The sequence below is a fragment of the Gordonia sp. 'Campus' genome (assembly GCF_022206305.1).
Taxonomy (GTDB): Bacteria; Actinomycetota; Actinomycetes; order Mycobacteriales; family Mycobacteriaceae; genus Gordonia.
In genome coordinates, this window is record NZ_JAKOIW010000017.1 from 13,002 (window position 1) to 39,721 (window position 26,720).

The 26,720-nt window shown below is 69.3% G+C and carries 20 protein-coding genes; 5 read left to right on the forward strand and 15 right to left on the reverse strand.

Features of this window, described 5'->3' with window-relative positions:
- Positions 1 to 129 precede the first annotated feature (129 nt).
- Positions 130 to 2,256, reverse strand: coding sequence for an ATP-dependent DNA helicase UvrD2 (locus tag MAY35_RS17200; RefSeq protein ID WP_238422517.1), 2,127 nt, complete (start codon positions 2,254 to 2,256; stop codon positions 130 to 132).
- A gap of 129 nt (positions 2,257 to 2,385) precedes the next feature.
- Here MAY35_RS17200 and MAY35_RS17205 point away from each other — a divergent pair, with 129 nt between their 5' ends.
- Positions 2,386 to 2,670 (forward strand): mycoredoxin, encoded by a 285-nt coding sequence (locus MAY35_RS17205; RefSeq protein ID WP_238422518.1) that lies wholly within the window; start codon positions 2,386 to 2,388, stop codon positions 2,668 to 2,670.
- An 11-nt stretch (positions 2,671 to 2,681) separates the two neighbouring features.
- On the opposite strand, the gene nudC is transcribed toward MAY35_RS17205, so the two are convergent.
- The 4 genes from nudC to MAY35_RS17225 form a co-directional block, all read right to left on the reverse strand.
- Complete coding sequence (nudC, locus tag MAY35_RS17210) at positions 2,682 to 3,617, reverse strand: NAD(+) diphosphatase (RefSeq protein WP_238422519.1); 936 nt, start codon at positions 3,615 to 3,617, stop codon at positions 2,682 to 2,684.
- A gap of 37 nt (positions 3,618 to 3,654) precedes the next feature.
- Positions 3,655 to 4,725 carry a TrkA family potassium uptake protein gene (locus MAY35_RS17215; RefSeq protein ID WP_238422520.1) on the reverse strand — a complete coding sequence of 357 codons (1,071 nt, stop codon included), beginning with the start codon at positions 4,723 to 4,725 and terminating at the stop codon, positions 3,655 to 3,657.
- Positions 4,726 to 4,791: 66 nt separating this feature from the next.
- Entirely contained in the window at positions 4,792 to 8,205 is a 3,414-nt protein-coding gene (locus MAY35_RS17220) for an ATP-dependent helicase (protein ID WP_374237974.1), read from the reverse strand.
- Entirely contained in the window at positions 8,198 to 11,602 is a 3,405-nt protein-coding gene (locus MAY35_RS17225) for an ATP-dependent DNA helicase (protein ID WP_238422521.1), read from the reverse strand. Before MAY35_RS17225 ends, MAY35_RS17220 begins: the two co-directional genes overlap by 8 nt.
- Positions 11,603 to 11,760: 158 nt before the next feature.
- On the opposite strand from MAY35_RS17225, the gene MAY35_RS17230 reads away from it, so the two are divergent.
- Together MAY35_RS17230 and MAY35_RS17235 are read left to right on the forward strand one after the other, a co-directional pair.
- Positions 11,761 to 12,537 (forward strand): alpha/beta fold hydrolase, encoded by a 777-nt coding sequence (locus MAY35_RS17230; RefSeq protein WP_238422522.1) that lies wholly within the window; start codon positions 11,761 to 11,763, stop codon positions 12,535 to 12,537.
- A gap of 33 nt (positions 12,538 to 12,570) precedes the next feature.
- Entirely contained in the window at positions 12,571 to 12,876 is a 306-nt protein-coding gene (locus tag MAY35_RS17235; protein ID WP_238422523.1) for an MGMT family protein, read from the forward strand.
- Between the two features lie 6 nt (positions 12,877 to 12,882).
- Here MAY35_RS17235 and MAY35_RS17240 read toward each other — a convergent pair whose 3' ends face one another.
- From MAY35_RS17240 to MAY35_RS17275, 8 genes are all read right to left on the reverse strand, one after another.
- Complete coding sequence (locus MAY35_RS17240; protein WP_238422524.1) at positions 12,883 to 13,626, reverse strand: sirohydrochlorin chelatase; 744 nt, start codon at positions 13,624 to 13,626, stop codon at positions 12,883 to 12,885.
- Between the two features lie 15 nt (positions 13,627 to 13,641).
- Entirely contained in the window at positions 13,642 to 14,835 is a 1,194-nt protein-coding gene (locus tag MAY35_RS17245) for a uroporphyrinogen-III synthase (RefSeq protein ID WP_238422525.1), read from the reverse strand.
- Positions 14,832 to 15,242 carry a nitrite reductase (NAD(P)H) small subunit family protein gene (locus MAY35_RS17250; RefSeq protein ID WP_238422526.1) on the reverse strand — a complete coding sequence of 137 codons (411 nt, stop codon included), beginning with the start codon at positions 15,240 to 15,242 and terminating at the stop codon, positions 14,832 to 14,834. Before MAY35_RS17250 ends, MAY35_RS17245 begins: the two co-directional genes overlap by 4 nt.
- Positions 15,239 to 17,809: a nitrite reductase large subunit NirB gene (nirB, locus tag MAY35_RS17255; protein ID WP_238422527.1), complete on the reverse strand. Its 2,571-nt coding sequence runs from the start codon at positions 17,807 to 17,809 to the stop codon at positions 15,239 to 15,241. Before nirB ends, MAY35_RS17250 begins: the two co-directional genes overlap by 4 nt.
- Before the next feature lie 38 nt (positions 17,810 to 17,847).
- Entirely contained in the window at positions 17,848 to 19,371 is a 1,524-nt protein-coding gene (locus MAY35_RS17260; protein ID WP_238422528.1) for an MFS transporter, read from the reverse strand.
- Between the two features lie 224 nt (positions 19,372 to 19,595).
- On the reverse strand, positions 19,596 to 20,450 hold the full coding sequence (locus tag MAY35_RS17265) for a TIGR02569 family protein (protein ID WP_238422529.1): 855 nt from the start codon (positions 20,448 to 20,450) through the stop codon (positions 19,596 to 19,598).
- A 63-nt stretch (positions 20,451 to 20,513) separates the two neighbouring features.
- Entirely contained in the window at positions 20,514 to 21,722 is a 1,209-nt protein-coding gene (moeZ, locus tag MAY35_RS17270; RefSeq protein WP_238422530.1) for an adenylyltransferase/sulfurtransferase MoeZ, read from the reverse strand.
- A gap of 57 nt (positions 21,723 to 21,779) precedes the next feature.
- On the reverse strand, positions 21,780 to 22,823 hold the full coding sequence (locus MAY35_RS17275) for a DUF3152 domain-containing protein (protein WP_238422531.1): 1,044 nt from the start codon (positions 22,821 to 22,823) through the stop codon (positions 21,780 to 21,782).
- A 66-nt stretch (positions 22,824 to 22,889) separates the two neighbouring features.
- Between MAY35_RS17275 and MAY35_RS17280 the strand changes: the two genes are divergently transcribed.
- Positions 22,890 to 23,573 (forward strand): TetR/AcrR family transcriptional regulator, encoded by a 684-nt coding sequence (locus tag MAY35_RS17280; RefSeq protein ID WP_238422532.1) that lies wholly within the window; start codon positions 22,890 to 22,892, stop codon positions 23,571 to 23,573.
- Between the two features lie 96 nt (positions 23,574 to 23,669).
- Here the strand turns inward: MAY35_RS17280 and MAY35_RS17285 are convergent, their stop codons facing one another.
- The gene (locus MAY35_RS17285) at positions 23,670 to 23,900 is read right to left on the reverse strand and encodes a DUF3107 domain-containing protein (protein ID WP_004023442.1); all 231 of its coding nucleotides are present in this window, start codon (positions 23,898 to 23,900) and stop codon (positions 23,670 to 23,672) included.
- A gap of 157 nt (positions 23,901 to 24,057) precedes the next feature.
- The gene (locus tag MAY35_RS17290) at positions 24,058 to 24,771 is read right to left on the reverse strand and encodes a ferritin-like fold-containing protein (RefSeq protein WP_238422533.1); all 714 of its coding nucleotides are present in this window, start codon (positions 24,769 to 24,771) and stop codon (positions 24,058 to 24,060) included.
- A gap of 298 nt (positions 24,772 to 25,069) precedes the next feature.
- Between MAY35_RS17290 and MAY35_RS17295 the strand changes: the two genes are divergently transcribed.
- Positions 25,070 to 26,707, forward strand: coding sequence for a DEAD/DEAH box helicase (locus tag MAY35_RS17295; RefSeq protein ID WP_238422534.1), 1,638 nt, complete (start codon positions 25,070 to 25,072; stop codon positions 26,705 to 26,707).
- Positions 26,708 to 26,720 lie beyond the last annotated feature (13 nt).

A 26,720-nucleotide genomic window follows, 5' to 3' on the forward strand; every position in this document is an offset into this window, starting at 1 on the left:
ACTGATTCGCTCCCTTCTGGTCTCGGTGGCTTCCGTTCGAGCTGTGGACGAGCGGCGTGACGGACGCACACCACCCATTCCCCGTACTGACGGGAATCAGAGTAAACGGTGGGCCGGAAACCGCACAACCTATTTTTGACCTGCGGTTTTGACGAGTTCGATGATGTCTTCCCCGTACTCGTCGACCTTCTTCGCGCCGATCCCCGAGATCGACACCAGCGCAGCGGTATCGGTGGGACGCTGCTCGGCGATGGCGATCAGCGTCTTGTCCGAGAAGACGACGAACGCGGGCACCTTCTTGTCGGCGGCGCGACCGCGTCGCCACTCCTTGAGTGCCACGAGCAGGCCCTCGTCGAGATCGGACGGGCATCCCGCACACCGACCGAGCAGCGTCGCCGTCGAGTCCATCAGCCGTGAGCCGCACACCCGGCATGTCGGACCGCGGCGCGGCGTGCGCTCCTTCGCGATCGGTGAGGCCGGGGAGTCGTCGGGGACGAGCTCGGACAGAAAGCGTGACCGCCGACGCGCCCGCCCGCCCTCGTTGCGTGCGAGGGCCCACGACAGGTGGAGGTGGACGCGGGCTCGCGTCACACCCACGTAGAACAGTCGGCGTTCTTCCTCGACGTCCTCCCAGGACCCCTTGATGGCCTGGCTGATCGGCAGCGAACCGTCCGTCAGACCCACCAGGAACACCGCATCCCACTCCAGACCCTTGGCCGCGTGCAGCGACGACAGGGTCACGCCCTGCACGGTCGGTGGGTGACGGGCCTCCGCGCGCGACGCCAGCTCGGCGGACAGCTCCGGCAGCGTCAACTCGGCGTTCTCGGCGATCATGTCCTCGGTCAACTGCACCAGCGCCTTCAGCGACTCCCAACGGCTGCGTGCCTGGGCACCCGAGGGCTCCTCCTCGGTGAGTCCGAGTTCGCCGAGCACGGCGCGGACCACATCGAGGGTCTCGACGTCGGGCTTGACCTCACGGCCGGCCACCGCGGCGAGCTGCCGCATGGCCTGGCGCACCTCGGTCCGCGCGAAGAACGCCTCACCACCGCGCACCTGATACGGGATGCCCGCCTGCGTCAGAGCCTGCTCGTAGTTCTCCGACTGGGCGTTCACGCGGTACAGGATCGCGATCTCCGACGGTGCGACACCCGACCTGATCAGATGCTTGATCTCGATGGCGATCGACGTCGCGGCGGCCGGCTCGTCGTCGTACTCGGCGAACTGCGGTGCCGGACCGGGTGGGCGCTGGCCGACGAGACGGAGGCGGGTGCCCGCGATCCGGCCGCGCGCGGCGCCGATCACCCGGTTGGCGAGGTCGACGACCTCCGGGGTCGAGCGGTAGTCGCGTTCGAGCCGGACGACCGTGGCCTCCGGGAACCGGCGACTGAAGTCGAGCAGATAGTTCGGTGAGGCACCGGTGAAGGTGTAGATCGTCTGGTTGGCGTCGCCCACGACGGTGAGGTCGTCTCGCTCGCCGAGCCACGCGTCGAGCAGACCCTGCTGCACCGGCGTCACGTCCTGGTATTCGTCGACGACGAAACAGCGGTAGCGCGAACGGAATTCGTCGGCGGCGCCCGGTTCGATGGTGAGGATCTGGGTCATGTAGATCAGCATGTCGTCGAAGTCGAGGAGACGATCACCGTCGGGCGAGACCTTCGAATCCTCGTAGTGGCCGTACGCGGCCGCCACCTTCGACGGTGGCGCCGGCGATTCGCGACCGAGGCGTCCGACGGCCTCGACGTAGTTCTCCGGCGAGATCAGCGACGCCTTTGCCCATTCGATCTCCGATGACAGGTCCCGCAGGGTGTCCGTCGCGGTGTCGAGACCGGAACGCCGTGCAGCGCGCGAGATCAGCGGGAACTTGTTGTCGAGCAGCTCCCACCGCGCGTCGCCGAACGCCCGCGGCCAGAAGTAACGGAGCTGCCGCATCGCGGCCGCGTGGAAGGTCTGGGCGACGACATTTCCGCCGGCCCCGGCACCGCCTGCGCCCAGACTCCGCAGCCGGGTGCGCATCTCCCCCGCGGCACGAGCGGTGAACGTGACCGCGAGGACCTGCCCCGGGTTGACCTGTCCGGTGTCGATGAGGTGCGCGATGCGCCTCGTGATGGTGCGGGTCTTACCCGTCCCCGCGCCCGCCAGCACACAGACCGGACCGCGCGGTGCGAGCACCGCCGCGCTCTGCTCGGGATCGAGGCCCGCCACCGTTGCCGCACGCTCGAGGGACTCGGGTCTCGTGGCAGAAGTCGGGTGGGGCACGGCGTCCACTATGTCACCAACCACCGACGCCGCCCGACGGGCGATCCCGAGGTGCCGGCCACACGCTGCACTCCCGGCGACGGCCCCGTCGACGGGAACACGGACTCGGGCCGTGGTGTTATGGGAGCCATGAGCAACGTGATCGACGACGACGCAGGCGCCCGCACCTCCGACTCCGGCGAGCTGACGATGTACACGACGTCGTGGTGCGGTTTCTGCGCCCGCCTGAAGCGCGGACTGAAGAGCAGCGGGATCAGTTGGCAGGAGATCGACATCGAACTCAACCCCGACGCCGCGGAGTTCGTGGGCAGCGTCAACGGCGGCAATCACGTGGTGCCGACCGTCCTCTACGCCGACGGGACCACCGCCACCAATCCCTCGGTGACCGACGTGAAGGCGAAGCTGGGCGTCTGACCCCGGCGCTGCTACCCCGCGATCTCGTGCGAGGCCCACGCCTCGATCATCGACCGGGCGATGGAGATCGATCCGGGCAGCCGTAGTCGCGGTGCATCTGACTCGGTGGGTGCGTCGACGCGAGACCAGCCGTCGCCCCGGGACAGCGCGTCACGCACCTCGTCGCGGTGAAACCACTGGGCATCGCCGATCTCGCCGTCGAGGAACGCGAGTTCGTCGGCAGGGTCGCCGAGCGCCGCGAAGCCCAGCATCAGCGACCGTGGGAACGGCCACGGCTGACTGCCCAGATACCTCGGCTCGCGCACGACGATGCCGACCTCTTCGTGCACCTCACGGAGCACGCACTGCTCCAGGGACTCCCCCGGTTCGACGAAACCGGCCAGCGTCGAGTACCAGCCGTCCGGCCACACCGCCTGACGGCCCAGGAGAATCCGGTCGGCGCCGTCGTGGACGACGGTGATGATCGCCGGATCCGTCCGCGGGAACTCGTCGCGTCCGGAGTCGACGCTGCGCCGCACCCATCCGCCGCGCGCAGGCTGGGTCGGCGACCCGTCGACCGGTGAATGTCGGGCCGTCTCATGCCAGTTGAGGATGCCGAGGGCGGTGGCGAGCAGGCCGGCCTCGTCGGCGGACAGCCGGGTGGCACCGCGGCGGGCATCGTCGGTGGGGCCGTCGATGTGGTCCACCCGGCGCGTCCACAGGTGGGCGCCCGCGGGGTCGAAGCCGAGGATGACGGCATCCGACGGAGGCGCGTCGGCGACCGTCGTGGCCGCGACCCAGTGCAGCGCACCGGAGTCGGTGACCGGATATCGGCCCGCCGCATCGATCAGCAACACCTTCGCCGTCGGCCAACCGGCGGCCATCCGCGGGGCATCGTCGCGTATCGCGTCGGCGCGGTCGAACACTGCGCGCGACAGCAGGGGCGGTTCGGGAAGGTCGAAATGCACTGTGGCGAGGGCCTTTCGGGCTGGGTGTCGCGTGCGGTCAGTCGTCGTTCGGACTCTTGCGGACGTAGAGCAGTCGGTCGCCCACCTCAATCTGTTCCACCTTGCTGTCGTCCACCCGATGCAGCACCCCGTTGCGCACGACACCGAGCACGATGTCGCGCGTGTGGGACGGCGATCCCCCGGTCTCGGTGGGATCGACCTCGCGTTCGGCGATGGCGTAGCCGGCGTCCGGGGTGAGCAGGTCCTCGATGACCTCGACCACCGACGGGGTCATCGTCGCGATGCCGAGCAGACGGCCCGCCGTCTCCGAGGACACGACCACCGAGTTGGCGCCCGACTGGCGCATCAGATGCGTGTTCTCCGACTCACGGATGGACGCGACGATCTTGGCCCGCGGGTTGAGTTCGCGAGCCGTGAGCGTCGCGAGGACCGCCGTGTCGTCACGGCTGGTGGCCACCACGATGCTCGAGGCGTGGGCCACGCCGGCCAGACGCAGGACGTCGGACTTCGTCGCGTCGCCGCGCACCGTGACCAGTCCGTCGGACGCGGCCGCCTCGAGCACCGTGGCGTCGGCGTCGACGACGACGATGTCGGCGGGCTTGATGCCGTCGCCGCGCATCGCGTCGACCGCGGTGCGGCCCTTGGTGCCGTAGCCGATGACCACGGTGTGATTGCGCACGGTATTCCTCCAACGCTGGATCTTGAGCGCCTGCCGGGACCGTTCGGTGAGCACCTCGAGAGTGGTACCGATCAGCACGATCAGGAACAGCACACGCAGCGGCGTGATGATGACGAGGTTGATGAATCGGGCGAACGGGGTGATCGGCGTGATGTCGCCGTATCCGGTGGTGGACAGGGTCACCGCCGAGTAGTACAGCGCGTCGAGGTACGACAACTCGTTGTTCTGCGCGTCGCGATACCCCGCGCGGTCCAGCCAGACGACGACCGAGGTGAACAGCAGCGCCAGCGTCGCCCAGAAGACTCGCCTGCCGATCGCCCGGCTCGGACTCTGTTGGAGTTCGGGGATGCGGACGACCCCGACCAACGCGTGGTCGGGTCGGTTGGCCAGCTCGGTTCCGCCGAAACGTCGGCGCAGACGGTTAGCCACCGGCGCGCTCGCGCTCGTCGAGTTCGCTCACACGCTGAAATGTAACCCACCGCGCCGGGATGTCGTCTACTTGGCCAGTTTCGCCGCCAGCGTGGCCTCGTCGGGCAGCTCGTCGGCCGCAAGCGTGTGACCGTCGCGCACGTAGTGGAAGGCTGCGCGGACCTTCTCCACATCGACCCCGGCGAGTTGTGCCCACGCGATCCGATACGCGGCCAGCTGGATGAACAACGACTCGCGCCGGGCGGGTTCGGGGACGACACCGGTCTTCCAGTCCACGACCGTCCATCCCCCGTCCTTCTCGGCGAAGACCGCGTCGATGCGCCCACGCACCACGATGCCCCCGATGACCGTCTCGAACGGCACCTCCACCTCGGTGGGGCTGCGGTTGGCCCACGGCGAGTCCAGGAAGGCCTGGCGTAACGCATCGAGGTCGGCGTCCGGGCTCGCGGTGGCGTCCGCCGCGCCGGGCAGTTCGTCGATGTCGAGCAGTCGCGTCGCGCCGAACCAACGCTCGACCCAGGCGTGGAAGGCGGTGCCCCGCCTGGCCATCGGGTTGGGCCGGAACGGCGTCGGGCGGCGCAGCCGCCGGGCGAACTCCGCCTCGTCGGCGTCGAGTTCCACGAGCTGACTGACCGACAGGTGGGTCGGCAGGGTGACCTCCACGAGCGCCTGGTTCGCCTGATGGTGTTCGGCGAGCAACGCCGAGACCTCGGCCTCCCACATCCCGATCTCGTCGGCCGGGTCCGGCGGCGGCGCGACCGGCTCCCCGGGCTCGGCGGCGGGGGTGTCGAACAGTGCCGGCGCATCCCGGGTCGCGATGGCGGCCAGGACGACGTCGGCCGCCTGCTGCACGGAGTCTCGCCGGCCGGCGAGTGGGTCTCGCGGCCACGGAGCCGCGATCGCGCGTTCCGCCAGGGGGTTCGGCGTGTCGGGGTCCGGTGGCGGACAACGGACCGCGACCGACATGCCGGTGGAGTCGGCACTCGGATCGGCGACCGCCTCGTCGATCCCCACCACCAGTTCGTCGAAGAAATCCGAACCGCCGCGGGGTTTGTCGCCGGTCTCCGACCAGTGATGGGCGGAGATCAGCAAGTCGTGGCGGGCGCGGGTGAGCGCCACGTAGAGGAGCCGGCGGTCTTCTTCCAGGCGTCGCTCGCCGATCGCCGCCTTGTGGTCTGCGAGGGCCTCCTCGAGCTGCTTGCGGTCGGCGACCGTGTCGATCTTCAGCACCGGGAAACCCTCGGGCGCGCCGTCGGCCGCTTCGGCGGGGATGGCCAGATCGCCACGCAGATCGGCAGGTAGTTCGCGGGCACTGCCGAGCCACGTCGTGTCGGCCTTGGCGCTCGGGAAGATCCCCTTCGCCAGATGCGGGATCGCGACCACATCCCATTCGAGCCCCTTGGCGGCGTGCACGGTGAGGATCTGCACACGTTGTTCGGCCACCTCGATGCGTCCCGGCTCGAGCCCTTTCTCGATGCTCTCGGCGGCATCCAGGAAGGCCAGCAGGCCGGGCAGATTGGCACCCGGCCGGTCCGCGTAGTGGCTCACATAGTCCGCGAAGGCGTCGAGGTGTTCGCGTCCGGTGATGGCGCCGCGCATCCTGCGGGCCCGGATCTGCGCCTCCACGCCGACCCCGATCGTGTTCTCGACGTCGGCGACGAGTTCGGGCAGGGGCTGACCGATGCGCCGCCGGAGCGATTCCAGCTGGGCACCGAAGGCTCGGATACGCGCATACCCCTCCGGGCTGTACGCCGACGGCTCGCCGGGATCGACCACGGCGTCGGCGATTCCGGCCCGATCGACGATCTCGGTGGGGAGCACGGCGTCGAGCGCCGCATCGAGTTCCTCGCGGCTGGTGACGACCCCGCCGGCCTCGGCGAAGCTCTCCGCGGCCAGGGTGGTGGCCCGACGCCACAGCGCGGCAAGATCTTTCGCGCCGAGACGCCAGCGCGCACCGGTGAGCAGGCGCATCACCGCGGTTCCGGCCATGGGGTCGGCCATCACGCGCAGCGTCGCGACGATGTCCTCGATCTCGGGTACGTGCAGCAGACCGCCGATGCCGACGACCTCTGTCGGGACGCCCCGGCTCTCCAGCTCGGCCGCCAGCGGCGCCGAATCCTCGTTGCGGCGCACCAGGATCGCAGTGGTCGGCGGCGCCTCATCGGCCGCTTCGGCCGCGCGGTAGCGGCCTTCGATGACGTCGGCGATCCAGTTGCGTTCGTCGACCACGGTCTCGGTCAGCGCGATCGTCGCGGTCCCGTGCGGCGCATCTGGCCGGGGCCGCAGCACACTGACCGGGATTCCGCGACGGCGCAGATCTTCCGAGACCTGGTTGGCGAGTCGGAGGCCCTGTGCCGCGTTACGCCAACTGGTCAGCAGTTCCAGGCGTCGGGCGGGCGTGCCGTCGGGTCGCGGGAAGTCGCGGGCGAAACGGGGCAGATTGGCGGCCGACGCGCCCCGCCACCCGTAGATGGACTGGATCGGATCGCCGACGGCGGTGACCGCGACCGCGGCGCGCCCGGCGTCGTGACCGCCGAAGAGTGTCGAGAGCAGCACTCGCTGGGAATGGCCCGTGTCCTGGTACTCGTCGAGCAGGACGGCACGGAACGCCGACCGCTCGGCGGTCACCACCTCCGGGTTGGCGACGACCAGCCGTGCGGCGAGGGACATCTGGCTGCCGAAGTCGAGCGCGGATTGCGCGCGCATCGTCTCGCCGAGCGCGATGACCATCGGGATGAGCTCTCGCCGTTCGTCGATCACCTCTTTGACCTTCAGCAGCGCCTGGGTGGGTTTGTCACGTTGTTTGGGGCCCTTGGGCAGGGTGTCGACGAGGTCGTAGAGTTCGGAACCCGCGCGGGCGAGGTCGGCGATGTCGACGAGATGCTCGGACATCTCGCCGTAGAGCTTGAGCACGGACTCGGTGACGCTGGCGGGCACCTTCTTGGTGTTCAGCTCGCCCGGCCACGCCGACACGAGCGAGAACGCCAACTGCCACAGTTCGGTCTCGGTGAGCAGCGTCGACGACGGCTCGACAGGCAGGAGCAGACCATAGTCGGCGATGAGGCGGCCTGCATAGGCGTGGTACGTGCTGACCTCGGGGTCGGCGCCGCGCAGGCGTGCCGCGAGTGTCCCGTCGGGGTCCCACGTCCGCAGGGCGGGGGCGCCGGACAGCATCGACAGCCGGCGCCGAATACGGGCGCCGAGTTCACTGGCCGCCTTGCGGGTGAAGGTGAGACCGAGGATCTCGTCGGGCGCGACGAGCTGATTGGCGACCAGCCACACGACCCGGGAGGCCATCGTCTCGGTCTTGCCCGCCCCGGCGCCGGCGACCACCAGCATCGGTTCGAGGGGCGCTTCGATCACCGCGATCTGCTCCGGCGTCGGGTCGGGCAACCCCAGTGCGGCGGCCAGGGATTTCGCCCCGATCATCGCCCTGCCGGTCGTCGACCCCACCTCGCGCCCGTGGTCGACGTCAGTCATCGGTCACCGCCTTCCCGGGGATCTTCGCGGGACAGCTCGAGGTGAGGTTGCAGTGGACGCATCCCGGGTTCGGTGTCGCTTCGTACACCGGACCGACGCTCGCCCGCGCGGCCTGGCGGACCACGCCGATCCACTGGTCGAGCAACTCGGGGGTCAGCGGCGGCTGGACACGTTCGGCCGCACCGGAATTGCGGTTCGCACTGGAGACGTACACGAGGCGGGCACCGCCCGGTGCCGCGTCGCCGAATTGCGGCACACCACCATGGGCGAGCGCGACCTGGTAGGCCGCCATCTGCGCGTGCTCGTCGGCGTCGGCTTTGGTGATGGGGTTCTTCGAGGTCTTGACGTCGACGACCACCGGCCGACCCGCGGAGTCGGCCTCCAGCCGGTCCATCCGGCCGCGGAGACGGACCGGCGGTTCGTCCGCCTCGCCAGTCGGTCCCGCGGGAATGGTTGCGTCGACCGGTATCTCGACGCCGACCTCCTCGAGGTCGGCACGGGAGATCCGCAACCACTCGCGGAAGTGGCCGAGCATGCCCTCGGCGCGCTCGAGCTCACGAGCGGAGTACCAGCCCGCGCCCGTGTCGACCCGCTCCCAGATGCCGCGCAGCGCAGCAGTCACCTCCGCCGGATCCAGCCGGCCTGCGACGGCTTGCACGAGCGTGTGCACGAGGCTACCGGTCAGTGCCGGGGTGCCGTCGCCGTCACGGCCACCGTTGCGCTCGAGCACCCAGCGCAACGAACATCGGGTCAGCGCCTCGACATTCGACGGCGAGAGCACCACCGCCCCCTGCTCCGGTGTCCACAACGGCTCCTCGGTGCTCGGCGCGGCGAGCCCGAACCAGTCACGCGGGTGTGCACCGGGGATGTCGGAGTCGGCGAGCTCGGCCAGAAGCCGCGCCGCTGCGCGGGTTCGCGGGGCATCGGGTTCGGCGGCACCTGCGATCACCGCCGACCGCAGGGTCGCCACGAGCGACGGCAGCGAGAGCACCCGGTCCACACCCGGATTGAGGCGGACTTCCGCGCGGGCCTGCTCCTCCGGGTCGTCGGAGGGCCCGACCAGATCGGCGAGCTCGGTGATGAACCGCGACGGCGACGCATCGCCGCTGCCGTCCTCGACCGCGGTCACGAGCAACCGGCTGCGCGCTCTCGTGCAGGCGACCAGGAAGAGCCGGCGCTCGTCGGCGAGTGCGGTCGCGCCACGGGCGACGGTGTCGACGGCGTCGGCATCCATGCCGTCGAGGATGTCGACGAGTTGTCCGGTGGCGAGGACACCGCCGCGGCTGCGCAGCGACGGCCAGAGGCCGTCCTGGACGCCGGCGACGGCGACGACCTCCCACTCCCGGCCGACCGCGGCGTGGGCCGACAGCACCGTGACCGCATCCGTTGCGGCGGTGCGGGTCCGGCTGTCCCGGGGGATCTGCAACTGGGAGAGGTAGTGCACGAATCCTGCGGGTCCGGCGGCGGGCAGCGTGTCGGCGAAGTCCGCAGCCGACTCGAACATCGCCATGACCGCGTCGAGATCGCGGTCGGCCTGTTCTCCGCCGGGCCCGCCGCGAACGGCCGACGCTGCCCATCTCCGCTCGAGTCCGGTGGCCTGCCATGCCGCCCACAGCGTCTCTTCGATCCCGCGGCGGGCGTCGTGTGCGCGCTGCGCGGCGCCGAGGACGTCGAGGACACGGCCCAGGGGTGCCGCCTCGGTCTCGGTGAGGGTCCGCCGGTAGCGGGCCCCGAGCTCCGGATCGAGGATCGCGCGGGTGAGGGAGGTCAGCGAATCCGGTTGTCCTGCCGGATCGGTCGCATCGTCGAGCCTGCGGACCCCGCGCCGGAGCCGCCGCATCGAACCCGGGTCGGCCCCCCCGACGGGGCCCGACAGCAGCGTGAGCGTGTCCTCCGGGGTGAACAGATCGGTGTCCGGCCCGGTTGACGACTCGGAGTCCGCACGTGCGGCCACCGCGCGCAGCACCAGCATCAGCGCGATGACGGCCCGCTGCCGATGCAGCGGCAGGTCGCTGGCGGGTGTCGTCACCGGCACCCCGGCGGACCGGAACGCGCGACGCAGGGGCGGCAACGCCAGGGACACCGACCGCACGATCACGGCCATCTCCGACCACGGCACGGCGTCGAAGAGGTGGGCCCGGCGCAGCATGTCGGCGATCGCGGTGGCCTCCTTGGCCGCCGAACCGTAGACACGGACCGACGCAGCGTCCCCCGAGGGGGCGTCGTCCGCCATGTCCGCGAGGGACTGCGGATCCGCCGGCTCGGGATAGGAGTGCGGGCGTGCGCCCGGGAGGCGGGCCGCGATGGCCCGGCCGAGCCGGGACAGCTCTGGCCGGGATCGGAAGTCGTTCTCGAGGACGACGTCTCGCGGCGATCCCGACTCGGCCAGGCCATCGGCGAAACGCGGGTTCGCACCCCGGAAGCCGAAGACGGACTGATCGGTGTCGGCGGCGATGATCGTCGACAGCGTTCCGGTGCCCACCAGGGTGATGAGTTGGGCGGCCTGCGGATCGAGATGTTGGGCGTCGTCGACGAGGAGGTGCCGGATTCGGCGCCGCTCACCGCTCAGCAGCTCCGGATCGGTGGCGAAGGCCGACAGAGCCGACCCGATGAGTTCGGCCGCGTCGACCGCGGGCGCCGACGCCCCGGGGGTCTCCAGGCCCACCGCGCCGCGGAGCAGCATGTTCTGCTCGTACTGGGCGTATGCCCGTGCGGCCGCCGTCCATTCCGGGCGCTTGTGCGTGCGCCCCAGTGCAGCGAGTTCTTCGGGGCCGACGCCGCGTTCGGCCGCACGCATCATGAGGTCGCGGAGTGCCTGCGCGAAGCCGTCGGTACCCAGGGCGGGTCGGAGGTGTGCGGGCCAGTACGCAGCGCCGTCCTCGATGTCACCGGCGAGCAGTTCACGCAGGACCACGTCCTGCTCCGACCCGGTGATGAGCCGCGGCGGCGGGTTGCCGTGTGCCTGCGCCTGCAACCGCAGGATCGCGAAGGCGTAGGAGTGGATCGTGCGGACGAGGGGTTCGCGGAGGGCACCGCCGAGCACGCGTCGGCCTCCTGAGCCCGCCGACAGCACACGACGGGTGATCTCTTCCCGGAGCGCGACGGCCGCGCGCCGGCTCGACGCCAGGACGAGCACCGACTCGGGATCGGTCGACGGGTCGACGAGTCGCGCGACCGCCGAGTCGACGATGAGGGCGGTCTTGCCGCTCCCCGGCCCGCCGTGGACACGGATCGGCTGCCACGCCTGCTCCTCACCCGCGGGTCGGCTGGTCGGCGGGTCGATGACGGCCGCGAGCTCCGGCGGCCAGCGGCGGGGGCGATCCGCGGCGGCGGGTGCCGAGACGAGCCGAGCACGCAACGCGGTGCGCGACGCCTGCGCGCCCGTGATGCGACTCATCGTCCCATCGAATCACGGGACACCGACAGCGCCTGTCCGGGTCACCGACTGGGTCACACGGGTCACCGACAGGTCGCCCGTCCGGTGCGGCAACCTCGCACCGCACGCCCGCGCAACCTGACTCGGCCACGTCTACTGGACTGCGGCAAACTGGTCGGGTGTCAGCTCTCAACACGCATGTCTTCGGTAGTGGTCCCACGGTTCTCGCCATTCACGGCCTCACCGGTCACGGCCGCCGCTGGGCGGCATTGGCCGCGGAGCTCGGGGACGTTCGTGTCGTCGCGCCCGACCTGATCGGCCACGGACGATCGCCGTGGCGGCCGCCCTGGAGCATCGAACATCACGTCCGCGCGCTCTCCGCCGTCATCGACGAGCACATCCCCGCCGATGCCCGGCCGGTGGTCGTGGTCGGTCACTCCTTCGGCGGCGCCCTCGCGCTGCACCTCGCCACCCACCGTCCGGACGCCGTGCGGGGATTGCTGCTGCTGGACCCGGCGCAGGGCCTCGACCCCGAGTTCGCCCTCGAGGTCGCCACCGACAGTCTCGATCACTGGGATTACGCCGACGCCGACGCCGCTCGTTCGGCCAAGCGCGCGGAGGGATGGGCGGCGGTGCCGGACGATCTGATGGAGGCCGAACTCACCGAACACCTGATCCCGCGAGCGAACGGCCGGGTCGGATGGCGGGTCAGCGCACCCGCGGCCGCGGCGACGTGGAGTGAGATGGTCCGGCCGGCGGTGCTGCCGCCTCCCGGCACGCCGACCCACATCGTCGTCGCAGACCAGGTGCAGCCGCCGTTCGTGCGACCGGCGTTCCTCGATGCGTGTGCGAGCGAGCGAGGTGCCGACGTCACGGTCCACCATGCCGACTGCGGGCACATGGTGCCCTTCCTCGAACCGGCGCTCACCGCCTCGCTGATCCGATCGTTGCTCTGAGACAGCGGTTTTCGAGAGGGGGGCTTTCCCGCGATGGCGGCCATCACCGAGGAGCAGGTCGAGCGGGTCCGCGCGCTGGTCGCGTCGATCCCGGTCGGGATGGTGAGCACGTACGGCGATCTCGCGGCAGCGGCGGGCCTGTCGAGCCCCCGGATCGTGGGCTGGATCATGCGGACCGACACCGCCGACCTCCCCTGGCACCGCGTGGTGCCCGCGAGCGGTAGGCCCGCACCCCATCTGGCCAGGCGTCAGCTGTCCCGTCTCCGGGCCGAGGGTGTTCCGATCGCCGACGAACGCGTTCGGCTCCGCGAATGCCGTTGGGACGCGCCCGCCATCTGACGGGCGTCAGGCCCGGCGTGCGACCGGGACACGACGGTACGGACTGATCGCGGCACGCATCCGGGTGACGATCAGGTCGACGATCCGTGGGTCCGGGCCCAGCGGTTCCGCCACCGCGTCAGCACCGTAGGTCGTCAGACGCTGGTGGAAGAGACCGGGCGCCAGAAGATGGCTGGCGATCACGACGCGGCGCCCGGTGCGGTGGGCCCGTTCGACGGCTTCGGGCACCGTCGGCGAGGCGGTGGTGATGAAACCGACCTCCACCCGCCCCCCGATCAGCGACTCCAGCTGTCGTGCGGCCAGATGGACCTGTCCACAGGCACTCTCGTCCGACGAGCCGGCCGCCGCCAGCACGACCGCGTCGCCGGGTGTCCACCCGGCCTGGGCCAACCGGAGTCGCGCGACGGCCGCGATGGCGGGATCGGGTCCGAGTGCGCGCGTCACCACGGTGTCGGCCCGGCCGGCCAGCGCGACATGCTCCGGGATGTCCTTGCGCACGTGATAGCCCGAGGCGAGGAAGGCCGGCACCAGGACCGCGGGCCGGTCGAGGTCGGCGATGACCTCGCTCGGCGTGGGTCCCAGGACGTCGACGAATGCTGTGCGGGTGACACCGATCCGCTCACTGACCGCCTCCGCGATCTGGGCGATCACGTTGACACCGTGCGGGTTCCGGGTGCCGTGGGCGACGATGACCGGGCTGACATCGCGCAGGCGGTCACCATGTGGAAGTCGTACATGGTCGTGGTGCATGTGTTCTCGCCTTCCTCACTCGTCTTCGGCGTCGTACTCGAGGTCGACGGCCAGCCGATAGCCACGCTTGACGACCGTCTGCACCATCTTCGAATCGCCGAGGGCCGCACGCAGACGCGCGACGGCGACCTCGACGGCATGGGTGTCGGAGCTGTCGCCGGGGAGCCCGGTCAGCAGTTCCTGCCGCGACACCACCCGACCGGGGTTGCGCGCCAACATCTTCAGCATCAGCAGGCTCGTCGCCGACATCTCGCGCAGCTCGCCGTCGACCACGACCGCCTGACCGCGGATGGCCGTGTCGTGCCCGGCGACGCGGAGCATGTGGGTGCGTCGCGGCAGTTCGTCGGTGATCAGACGTGCCAGCGCCCCGAGGCGGAACCGCCGCGGATAGATCGTCGGGATCTGCAGGGCCTCCAGCGGACTGGCGGTCACCGAGCCGACGCACATCACCGGCACCGCGGTACGCATTGCGTGGATGAACTGCTGGAGTTTGCCCAGTTCTTTCGCGCGCGTCAGGATCGATGCCGCGGCCGGCGCGCTCGTGAACGTGATGGCATCGAGGTCGCCCCGCGTGACCGCGGCGATCATCTTGTCGATCCGCGCCACGTCGGGGTGCATGTTCCAGCGGTACACCGGTATCGGGACCACCTCGGCGCCCGCCGCGCGCAGCACGGTGCAGAAGTCCGGCAACGGCTCCCACTCGCTCGTGGCACCGTGTAGCTGGACCGCGATCCGCACCCCCTCGACACCTTGCTCGAGCAACCGGTCGAGGACCTCCGACGACGACTCGCTCTCGGGTGACCACTCCTCACGCAGACCGGCGGCGCGGATGGCACCTTTCGCCTTGGGCCCGCGCGCGATCAGGCGGCTCTTCGACAACGCCTGGATGACATCTTCGGCGTGACCCCACCCGTCGGCCGCCTCGACCCACCCGCGGAAACCGATCCCGGTGGTGGCGACCATGATCTCCGGAGGCGAGGCGATGAGTTCTTCGGTGACCCGCTCGAGCTCGGTGTCGTCGACCAGCGGCAGGATGCGGATCGTCGGCGCCTGCATGACCTGGGCGCCGCGTCGTTCGAGAAGTGCGGCGAACTCCTCGGCACGACGTGCCGCGGTGATCCCGATCGTGAAGCCGGCGAGCGGCAGGGCGTCCGGGTCTGCGGGTGATGCACCGGCTGGTTCTGCACCGGTGGGAGTTGAGGTGTTCACGCGGGGAAGTACACCTCGACCATCCGGTTCACGACGCGCACCCCGAAGCTGGGCACCGACACCGACTCGTCGTCGAGGCACACACCGGTGCGCAACGCGAAGACCTGTTTGCCGAGGGGCGACGCCACGGTGGGCTCCCCACCGCGATCACCGGTGAGTCCGCGAGACATCACCGCCGCCCGCCCGAAGGGGTCGACGTTGCCGATGGCGTACAGACGCGACCGCCCGGGGGCCGCCTCGCGATCGGTCTCGGCCGCGGGCAACCGGAACAACGCAGCCTGCACCCCGCCGGGGCCGAGCACGGCGACGCCGCGACCGATGATGAGGTCGTCGAGGGGGCACGCGGCGACCCAGGAACCCTCCCTGGCCTCGGCCACGACACCGGCCTCGTCAGATGCGACGGTCATGTCGGCACTCCTTCCTTCACCGGTTCGGAGATCGGGTCGTCCTGGCCGGTACGCACCTTGGGCAGATCGAGCAACACGGGGGCCTTCCGTTCGTACTCGGCGAAGCGGATGGTCGGGTCGACGACATCGGGCGCATTCACGAACGACACGAACCGCTTCAGTTTGTCCTCATCCGCGAGCACTGCCGCCCACTCGTCCTGGTAGCCCTCCACATGTGCGGCCATCGCGGCTTCGAGTTCGGCGGCGAGGCCGAGGCTGTCCTCGCAGACGACGTCCTTCAGATGGTCGAGACCACCCTCCAGGGACTCCAGCCACGGCGCTGTGCGCTGCAATCGGTCGGCGGTACGGATGTAGAACATCAGGTACCGATCAATGTAGGCGACGAGGGTCTCGTCATCCACTCCGCTCGCGAGCAGCACCGCGTGCTTCGGGCTCTGGCCGCCGTTGCCGCCGACGTAGAGGTTCCAGCCGTGTTCGGTGGCGATGACGCCGACATCCTTGCCCCTGGCCTCGGCACATTCTCGGGCACATCCCGACACCCCGAACTTGATCTTGTGGGGCGAGCGCAGCCCTCGGTACCGCTTCTCGAGCAGCACCGCCATGCCCACCGAGTCCTGCACGCCGTAGCGGCACCAGGTGGACCCGACGCAACTCTTCACCGTGCGCAGGCTCTTGCCGTACGCCTGCCCGGACTCCATGCCGGCGTCGACGAGGCGACGCCAGATCTCGGGCAACTGGTCGACGCGCGCGCCGAACAGGTCGATGCGCTGGCCGCCGGTGACCTTGGTGTAGAGCCCGAAGTCGCGGGCGATCTCGCCGATGACGATCAACTGCTCGGGCGTCACCTCACCACCGGGCATACGGGGCACCACCGAGTACGAGCCGTTCTTCTGCATGTTCGCGAGGAAATGGTCGTTGGTGTCCTGCAACGCGGCCTGCTCGCCGTCGAGGATGTGCTCGCTCGAGGTCGACGCCAGGATGGAGGCGACCGTGGGCTTGCAGATCTCACAGCCCAGTCCGGTGCCGTGACGTTCGATGAGCTCGGAGAAGGTCCGGATACCGGTGACGGCGACGATCTCGAACAGTTCGGCCCGCGACTGGGTGAAGTGGTCGCACAGCGACTTGCTGAGCTCGACCCCGGACGCCGCCAGCAACTGTTTGATGCTCGGCAGGCAGCCGCCGCAGGTGGTGCCGGCCGAGGTGCAGCCCTTGACCGCGGCGATGTCGCAGGCCCCGTCGGCGATGGCCGAACAGATCGTGCCCTTCGAAACGCCGTTGCACGAGCAGATCTCGGCGTCGTCGGGCAATGCGTCCATACCCACCCCGGCACCGCCCTCGGGCGCGATGAGAGCAGCCGGGTCACCGGGGATCTCCCGGCCGACCATCGGTTTGAGCATCGCGTAGGCCGAGGCGTCGCCGACCAGGATCCCCCCGAGAAGGGTCTTGGCGTCGTCGCTGACGACAACCTTGGCGTACTTGCCCGCCACCGCGTCGTGATAGGTGATCTCGAGCGCGTTCTCGGTCGCGGCGAATGCGTCGCCGAAGCTCGCGACGTCCACGCCGAGCAGTTTGAGCTTGGTCGACATGTCCGCACCGGGGAACGCCGATGCCCCGCCGAGCAGCCGGTCGGCGACCACCTCGGCCGTCGAATACCCCGGGGCGACAAGCCCGTAGCACCGCCCGTCCACCGCGGCGACCTCGCCGATGGCATAGATGTTCTCGTCGTCGGTCACGCAGCCGGCGTCGACGAGCACTCCCCCGCGCTCGCCGACGGCCAGTCCCGCCTCGCGGGCCAGTTGATCCCGGGGCCGCACACCGGCGGAGAAGACGACGAGGGAGGCATCGATCGACGACTCGTCCGACAAGGTCACCCGGAGCGCACCGTTCTCGGCGTCGGCGATCTCCGAGGTCCCCACTCCGGTGTGGACCGTCAGGCCGAGTTCGGTGACGAGGTTCTTCAGCACCGCCCCGCCGCCCTCGTCGACCTGCATCGGCATCAGACGCGGCGCGAACTCCACCACATGCGGAGTCATGCCCAGCAACTTCAGCGCGTTGGCGGCCTCGAGGCCGAGCAGACCACCGCCGACCACGACGCCCGTCGCACCCGGCCCGGCCGCCTCCGCGGCCGAGCGGATCTCGTCGAGGTCGTCGAGGGTGCGGTACACGAAACATCTGTCGTTGTCGTGACCGGGCACCGGTGGCACGAAGGCGTAGGAACCGGTCGCGAGAACCAATGCGTCGTAGTCGATCTCGCGTCCACTCGAGGTGACGACCCGCCGTCCCGCGCGGTCGATGTCGGTCACCGTCTCACCCAGATGGGTGACGACCCGGCCGTCGCCGGCGTACGTGTTGCCGTCGAGCGCCAGCGAATTCCGCTGCCACGCTCCGACATAGGAGGACAGGCCGACGCGGTCGTAGGCCGGGTCCGCCTCCTCGGAGACGATCACGATCCGCCACCGGTCCGTGGCATCACGTTCCCGGAGTGTCTGGACGAAGCGGTGGCCGACCATGCCGTGACCCACCACCACGACCGTCTTGGTGGTACTCGTAACGGTTTCGCTGTTCACTGCTCTTGACTCCCTTGCCTCGCCTGGACCCTGTCGGGTCAGGCCAGTGCTTCCTTCGTTGCCTTGTCGTCGATGCTCTTGTCGTCGATGCCCCCGGCCGCCGGGCCGGTGCCGGGTGCGATGTCGCGCTGCGGTGTCCCACTCGTCCCGGCGGCGCTCGCCACCGCGAGATCGGTCGTCTCGCCGACGACGATCGGCCGACGCGCGTAGAACCACCAGGTCACCACGGCGGCCAACACATAGAAGCTGAGGAACACCCAGAAAGCCTGTGTCGCAGACTGATTTGACTTGTAGCTGGCACGCAGCACCAGGTTGATCCCGACCCCGCCGAGACCGCCGGCCGCTCCCGCGATCCCGATCAGGGCGCCGGACATGCTGCGCGACCAGGTGGTCTTGCCGTGCGAGTTCAGTCCGCTGCGGAACTGGGCCTTGTGTTCCCAGATCGTCGGAATGATCTTGTACACCGACCCGTTGGCGATTCCGGAGATCAGGAACAGCAGGATGAACCCGACGATGAAGGCCGCCAGGACACCGCCGCTGATGACCTTGCCGTTGGCGTCGGCCGACATACCGGCCACCACGAGGATGGAGGCCGACGCCGCCATCGCGATGAAGCAGTACAGCGTGACCTTGCCGCCGCCGACACGGTCGGCCAGCTTGCCGCCGTAGGGCCGTGCCACCGAGCCGAGAAGTGGTCCGATCCAGGCGATCTGCGCCGCGGCAAGCGCAGGCTTGGACGCCCCGGCCGAGGTGAAGCTGATGTTGAGGACCTGACTGAACGCGAACCCGAAACCGATGAACGAGCCGAACGTGCCGATGTAGAGCAGGCAGATCAGCCAGGTGTCGCGATACTTGAGGCAGTCGATCATCGCCTTGCCGCTGGCCGTCTGATGGTCGAGGTTGTCCATGTAGATAGCGGCACCGACACCTGCGACCGCGAGCGCCACCAGGTAGATGGAGCAGACGATCTCGGGCTGATCGGCGAAGAGCCAGATGACCAGCAGGCCGATGACCTGCACGACCGGGACGCCGATGTTGCCTCCGCCGGCGTTGAGTCCCAGTGCCCAGCCCTTGAGGCGCTGCGGGTAGAAGGCGTTGATGTTGGTCATCGACGACGCGAAGTTGCCGCCACCGAAACCGGTGATGGCCGCCACGGCGAGGAACCAGCCGAACCCGAACTCCCCCGGGTTCATCATCAGCATCATCGTCAGCGCCGTCGGGATGAGCAGGACGATGGCGGAGAAGATGGCCCAGTTGCGACCGCCGAACCGCGCGGTGGCCTGGGTGTAGGGGATGCGAAGGCATGACCCGACGAGGGTGGCCGTCGCGGCGATGACGAACTTCTGATCCATGCTGATCCCGTACTCCGGGCCCATGAACAGGGCCATCACGGAGAACAGGGACCAGATCGAGAATCCGACGTGCTCGCAGATGACCGACCAGATCAGATTGCGCTTGGCGATCGCGGCATTGCCGTTGTCCCAGGCGACGCGGTCTTCCGGGTCCCAGTCGGTGATGGTGTGGTCACGTTTCAGATGTGCGGTGAGGTCTGCGAATGCCAAGGCTCCGCCTCCGATACTTGGTGGTCTGCTGTGGTCACTGCGCGAGCAGTGTGGCTGTCGTGTGCGGAACGCCGACGCCGGTGTCGAGCGACTCGAGACCAAGTGTGGAGGGGACGTGTTGCGCGTATTTGCCGCGAGGTGACCTGATGGTCACGTTGTCCTCACTTCGTGACAACGACGCTGTGAGAACTCCGACAAGTGCGCAATAGCGCTGTGAGCTGCAGTTATACGAGCAGACGCACCAGTTCGACGACCCGCTGCAGTCCGGGCAGTGCGCCCGAGGTCGACCGTGGGTGCAGGGCGTGGACGGCGAGCCGGAACATCGTCGCCCGGAGCATCATCTGTGGCCACTCGGGCTGATCGGACCAGCGCTGGACCAGCTCGGTGTCGGCGCCGCCCCACGCGAGCGCGTCGACGACGGCCACCGCGGCCGCCCAGGGAGCCGGGCGCCAGTACGGAACGATGTCGGTGATGCCGGGCGCGGCGGCACCGGCGAAGAGAACGGTGCCGAAGAGGTCTCCGTGGACCACCTGAGACGGCAGGTCGACCGGCTTGCGCAGCTTCGCAAGGGTTTTCAGCATGTCGACGCTCTGCACACCGTCGGGTGAGGTCGGCTCGGCCATGCCCGCCGCCCGAGCAGACCGCAACGGCACCTCTTCCCAGGCCGCGCGGTCGGCCGCGGTGAAGACATCGACGTCGGTGTGCGGCGGCGCAGGTGGCTGCAACAGGAACCGGGGGCGTTCGAGGGCGGCCGTCGCCTCGTGGAGACGGTCGGCGACGAGGACGACCTCGTCGTGCCGGGGTTCGGGAGTGCCCGCGATGTACGTATCAGCGCGCCAGCCCGAGATCACGTAGCGACCGTCGGTCGCCCGGAAGGGCCGGGCGATACGCATGCCCTCGACGAACAACGACTCGCGTACCGACGCCGACCACGCGGCACGGGCGTGGTCGGGCACCAGCGAGAGCACGACCTCACCGACCCGCCATCCGCCCACCCACGTGTCTCCCATGGCGATGGGCGGGTGGGCGGTGAGCCCGAATGTGTTCAACACATGTTCGGGCGGCTGGGCGGTGTTCACGATGCAAGATTACCGAGCGTCACTGTCCGTATCCGGAAGGCACGCGGCGTCCCGGGGAGAAGGTCAGTAGACCGGCAGCGACTTGTCCACCTGGTTGGCCCAGGCCGTGACGCCGCCCTGCAGGTGGGTCGCATCGGCAAAGCCCGCCCGCTTGAGCGCCGCGAGCGCCTCGGCCGACCGGATGCCGGTCTTGCAGTAGAGGACCGTCGGACGGTCATGCGGGACCTGCGCGAGCCCCTCGCCGGAGAGGATGTCGCCCTTGGGGATGAGCGTCGCGCCGTCGATGCGGACGATGTCCCACTCGACCGGCTCACGGACGTCGATGATCGCGAGCTTCTCGCCGGCGTCGATCTTCTGCTTCAACTCCACCGCCGTGAGGGTCGACCCGGCCGCAGCGTCGGATGCCTCGGTGGACACCACACCGCAGAAATCGTCGTAGTCGATGAGCCCGGCGATGCGCTCACCTTCGGGGTCCTTGCGGATCTTGATCGTGCGGTAACTCATGTCGAGCGCGTCGTAGACCATCAGCCGGCCGAGCAGCGGCTCCCCGATCCCGCAGATCAGCTTGATCGCCTCGGTACCCATGATCGAACCGATCGACGCGCACAGGATGCCCAGCACACCGCCTTCGGCGCACGACGGCACCATTCCGGGGGGCGGGGCCTGCGGGTACAGGTCGCGGTAGTTGAGTCCGCGACCGTCGGGGGCGTCCTCCCAGAACACCGACGCCTGACCTTCGAACCGGTAGATCGAACCCCATACGTAGGGCTTGTGGGCCAGGACCGCGGCGTCGTTGACCAGGTAGCGGGTCGCGAAGTTGTCGGTGCCGTCGAGGATGAGGTCGTACTGCGAGAACAGTTCGATCGCGCCCTCGGGCTCGAGCCGCTGGTCGTGCAGGTTGACGGTGACGAACGGGTTGATCTCGAGGATCGAGTCGCGCGCGCTCTCGGCCTTGGGCCGCCCGATGTCGGACTGGCCGTGGATGACCTGGCGCTGCAGGTTCGACTCGTCGACGATGTCGAATTCGACGATCCCGATGGTGCCGACACCCGCCGCGGCGAGGTAGAGCAGCGTCGGCGATCCCAGACCGCCTGCGCCGATCACCAGCACCTTGGCGGTCTTGAGACGTTTCTGACCGTCCATCCCCACGTCGGGGATGATCAGGTGACGGCTGTACCGGGCCACCTCTTCATTGCTCAGTTCTGCCGCCGGTTCCACCAGCGGTGGCAACGACCCAGTGAGCGACCCTTGCGACGACACGAACGCCTCCATTGTTCGGGCTGACTGCGGACTCCTCGCACAACGGATGAGCTCGCAGCGACATTCCCGTCAGCGTGTGGGGAACGGCCAGGGGTTGGGCCGGCACACGAAGGTGCGGTTGGCCTTCATCTGCGGATCGAGCGCCATGATCTCCGAATTGGCCACGCCGAACGACTGCTGCATCATGATCGGCGCCAGCGCGCCGTTCTCGCGGCAGGGTTCGTGCGCCTCGTAACCGATTCCGTGTCCGACCTCGTGATTGATCAGGTACTGGCGGTAGGCGACGTCGTCACCCTGATAGGAGAGGGCACCTCGCACCCACCGCGCCTCGTTGAGCGTGACCCGTTCCTGCGGCGGGTAGTAGCACGAAGTCTCGAGCTTGATCTGGTACCCGCACAACTCCCGCGTGGTGCCGGTGGAGGTGAGGGTGACCCGTAGATCCGGTTCGCCGCGATCGATGCGCCGGAAGGAGACGCGTCCGTCGCCGATCCAGCTGCGCGGGTTCGCCAGCGTGGTGTCGACCATCTTCGCGAAGGTCGGATCCCCGCCGTAGTCCTGCGGGTTCAGGCCGTTCTCGACCTCGACCGTGTAGGTGTAGACCTGCCCCCCGGTCCCCACCGCCGGGCCACCTCCGCGGAGAACCCGGAAAGTCTTGCGCGCGCGATCGGTGAACGGCCCGCCCTGAGGCAGGGTGCCCGCGGGGAGCGCCGCCGCCTGGATGTCGCCTGTCGGAGCGCCGATCGGCCGGGTCTCTTTGCTGATGTCGGTGTTGCGTGCTGCCGAGTCCGGATTCGCCGCATCGGCGGGAGCGAGGGCCTGGTTGCGGCCGTCCTGCACGGTGACGACGATCAGCGCTATCGTCAGGATCGTGAGCACCGGGATGGCGTAGGCCCGCCAGCCGTAGGTCGACACGAACCTGCCGAGAGCGGACTGCTTCTTGTACTCCGGCTGGGCGTCCCGGTCGACGCGCGGACGTCCGCTGTCGTCGGTCGGATCCCAGCGCGCTCGTAACGGCTGGTCCGGTCTGGGGCGTCCCGACGATCTCGGGCCGACATCCTTGGCACGCACCCGGCCACGTTCAGGACCGGGGCCACCATCCTCTGTGCGGCTCACCGGACAACTTTCTCACAGCGGACCGCCGATACTGCGCAAGAAGCTCTCCCGAGTACTCTCTTGGGCATGTCGACCGCAACCAACGCGTCCGCAGTGCCCGGGCGCAGTACGCGTCTGCCGCGCAGCGCACGACGTATGCAGTTGCTCGACGCGGCCAGTGAGATCTTCGTCGAACGCGGCTATCACGCCGCCGGCATGGATGAGATCGCCGTGCACGCGGGAGTGAGCAAACCCGTTCTGTACCAACACTTCCCGTCCAAGCTCGACCTGTACATCGCGGTCGTGGACTCACACGCCGAGAAGCTGGTGAGCGATGTCAACACCGCACTGCGGACCACCACCGACAACCGTCGCCGCGTGCGTGCGGCAGTGCAGGCGTTCTTCGACTTCATCGACCAGGACAACTCCGGGTATCGACTGATCTTCTCCTCGGACGCGTCCGATCCGGCCGTCATCAGACGGGTGGAGGGCGCGACCGAGGCCTGCGTCGACGCCGTCTACGGCCTGGTCATGCACGACTCGGGACTCGACCCGTACCGGTCGCGGATGCTCGCGTCCGGTCTGGTCGGCGCGAGCCAGGTCAATGCCCGGTACTGGCTCGAGGCCAAGCGTCCGGTCGACAAGCAGAGCGCCGTCGACACCACGGTCGCACTGCTGTGGGGCGGACTGTCACACTTCCCGCGCCAGAACCCGTCGACCGAACCGCAGCAGCCCCCCGCGCCCGATCCCGGCCCGGCCGGATCCGCCTGATCCACATCGCACCTACGACGAGGGTCCTGCCCGCCTGATGGCGCGCAGGACCCTCGTCGTCTCGGTCCCGGTCGTGTGGGTGTCGGATACCGCCGGTCAGGAACCGAATCCGACGCGACGGTTCTCCGACGCACCCACCTCGACGTAGGCGATCTTGGTGACGGGGATGAGGTAGCGGGCACCCTTGTCGTCCACCAGCGACAGCAGCTGCTGCTTGCCACCCAATGCCGCCTCGACCTCTGCGAAGGCCTTGTCGCTGGTCAGGGTCGACGCGATGGTCAGCTCCCGCGGGCTGTCGGTGATGCCGATCTTCACTTCCACGGCCATGTGCCGCCCTCCTCAGGTGTGTCCTCAACGCTGCGTTTCGTCAACGCCGGATCTAACAACGCTTGCCGCACAAGGCTAGTGCAGCCGGATGCCCACGGGACAGCCACTCCGCTCAGAGCGAAACCCTCCCCGCTCGGAACCGTCTGGTCAGGGAGCCTCAGGAGAGACCGAGGTCGGTCATGCGCTCGGCGTGTTTGTCGGCGACGACATCGAAGAAGCGCGCCACCCCGGTGAGGGACGTCGCTCCGGCGAAGAGCAGATCGGTCACCTCTTCCTCCGCGGCCAGTACCCACTGCGCGTGGGTGATCGCCTCCCCCAGCAGACGACGACCCCACAGGACGAGCGCCGACTTGATCGACGGATCGGCCTCGACGGCCGCGCGTACCTGATCACGGGCGAAGACCGAGTTCGCGGTCTCCGACATCACCTCGGCCATCAGGGTGCGGGAGTCCGACGGCAGCATGTCGGCGAGCTCGGTGTAGAAGTCGGCGGCCAGCCCGTCGCCCACATAGGCCTTGACGAGGGCCTCGTACCAGGTCTTGGGGGTGGTGGCCCGGTGGTACTGGTCGAACACCGAGCGGTAGCGCTCGACGGCCTGGTCGGGCTCGAGGCCCGTCATCGCCTCGACCTTCTCGGCCAGCCGGTCGAAGTGCCCCACCTCCGACGCCGCCATCCGTGCGATCGCGATCCGGCTGCGCACGTCGGGCGCCATCGCCGATTCCTCGATCAGTCGGTGGAAGGCGGCGAACTCGCCGGCGAGCAGTACCGCGAACAGCTTGCCGATCGCGGAATCCCGCGCCTCGATCGAGGCCACCGGGGTGGACGTCGCAGCTACCGGGGTCGAACCCGGGTGGTCGGATGCAGGCGCCATGAGGTGATGGTAGCGGGCCGCCCGAGAGCACCAAGTACAGTAGACACCGGTGCACTCCGACGGGACCCCCCGTCGCTTGCCCGCCGAGCTGCGCGACGTTCGCGGTTCACCGGTGCGAGCGTGTGGATGTGACGACGGCGTTGCTCGCGAGATCTTCGCGGGACCTGCGACTTTGTCGCGATACCCGGTCACATCCCCGGTGCCACTACGACATTTGCGCGTGCACTTTCGAGCCTTCTCCGTGCGCGCACCGAAACACACCGCGCGCATATCGGCCCAGAAAGGCAAACAACCGCACATGAGCGACTCCGCCGTGCAGACGACCATCGTCGACGACACCCACACCGCGCCCACCTTCGCCGAACTCGGCGTCGACGAGCGTATCGTCTCCGCCCTCGCCGAGGACGGCAAGACCCACACCTTCGCGATCCAGGAACTCACGCTCCCGCTCGCGCTCGACGGACACGACCTCATCGGCCAGGCCCGTACGGGCATGGGCAAGACCTTCGGTTTCGGCATCCCGCTGCTGCACCGGCTCGTCCACGCCGAGGAATCCGGGGTGCGTCCGCTGGACAACACCCCCCGCGCGTTGATCATCGTGCCGACCCGCGAGCTGTGCGTGCAGGTGACCGGCGATCTGCAGGTGGTCGCCCCGGCGCTTCAGGTCACGCTGGCCGATGGCACCGAGCGCCCCCTCAAGATCACCTCGATCTACGGCGGTCGTCCCTACGAGGCGCAGATCGCCGAGCTGCAGTCCGGGGTCGACGTCGTCGTCGGCACCCCGGGCCGCCTGCTCGACCTGGCCAAGCAGGGCCATCTGGTCCTCGGCAAGGTGTCGATCCTCGTCCTCGACGAGGCCGACGAGATGCTCGACCTCGGCTTCCTGCCCGACATCGAGCGCATCATGTCGGCGCTGCCCACGCCTCGTCAGACCATGTTGTTCTCGGCGACGATGCCCGGGCCGATCGTGACCCTGGCACGGACCTTCCTCAATCGCCCGACCCACATCCGCGCGGAGAACGCCAACGACTCGGCGGTGCACGACCGGACCACGCAGTACGTCTACCGTGCACATGCCCTCGACAAAGCCGAACTGGTGGCACGCATCCTGCAGGCCGACGGTCGCGGGGCCACGATGATCTTCACCCGCACCAAGCGGACGGCGCAGAAAGTCGCCGACGACCTCGCCGAACGCGGTTTCAAGGTCGGCGCCGTCCACGGCGACCTCGGCCAGATCGCCCGGGAGAAGGCCCTCAAGCGGTTCCGCGAGGGCACCGTCGACGTCCTGGTCGCAACCGACGTCGCCGCCCGCGGCATCGACATCGACGACGTCACCCATGTCATCAACTACCAGTGCCCCGACGACGAGAAGACCTATGTCCACCGCATCGGCCGCACCGGGCGTGCCGGGCGCACCGGTATCGCCGTGACCCTCGTCGACTGGGACGAGCTGCATCGCTGGGAACTCATCAACAACGCCCTCGGCCTCGGCATCCCCGACCCGCCCGAGACCTACTCGACCTCCGAGCACCTGCGTGAGGAGTTGTCGATCCCCGAGTCGAAGACCGGCCGCATCGCGGCGCCCAAGCCCGAGCGCGATCCCGACGAAACCCGGGAGACGCGCGAGGACCGTGCGCCTCGCAAGCGATCCACCCGGACGCGCCGCCGCACGCGCGGCGGCCAGGCCGACGCCGCCGGCTCGTCGTCGGCTCCGGCCGGGGATGGCGCGCCCGCCACAGAATCCGGTTCCGCGGCCGCAGGCGATGAGTCGACCGGCCGTGGGGGCGAGAACGCCGCGACCGACGACGGCGAGGGCACCAAGCCGCGTCGTCGCCGTCGCCGCCGCGGGGGCGCAGGCCGCAAGTCCGCGGGCGATGGGTCCGACACCGCCGGGTCGGGCGAGTCCGCCGCGTCGGCAACGGCCGTCGCCGACTGACGACCGACGGCCC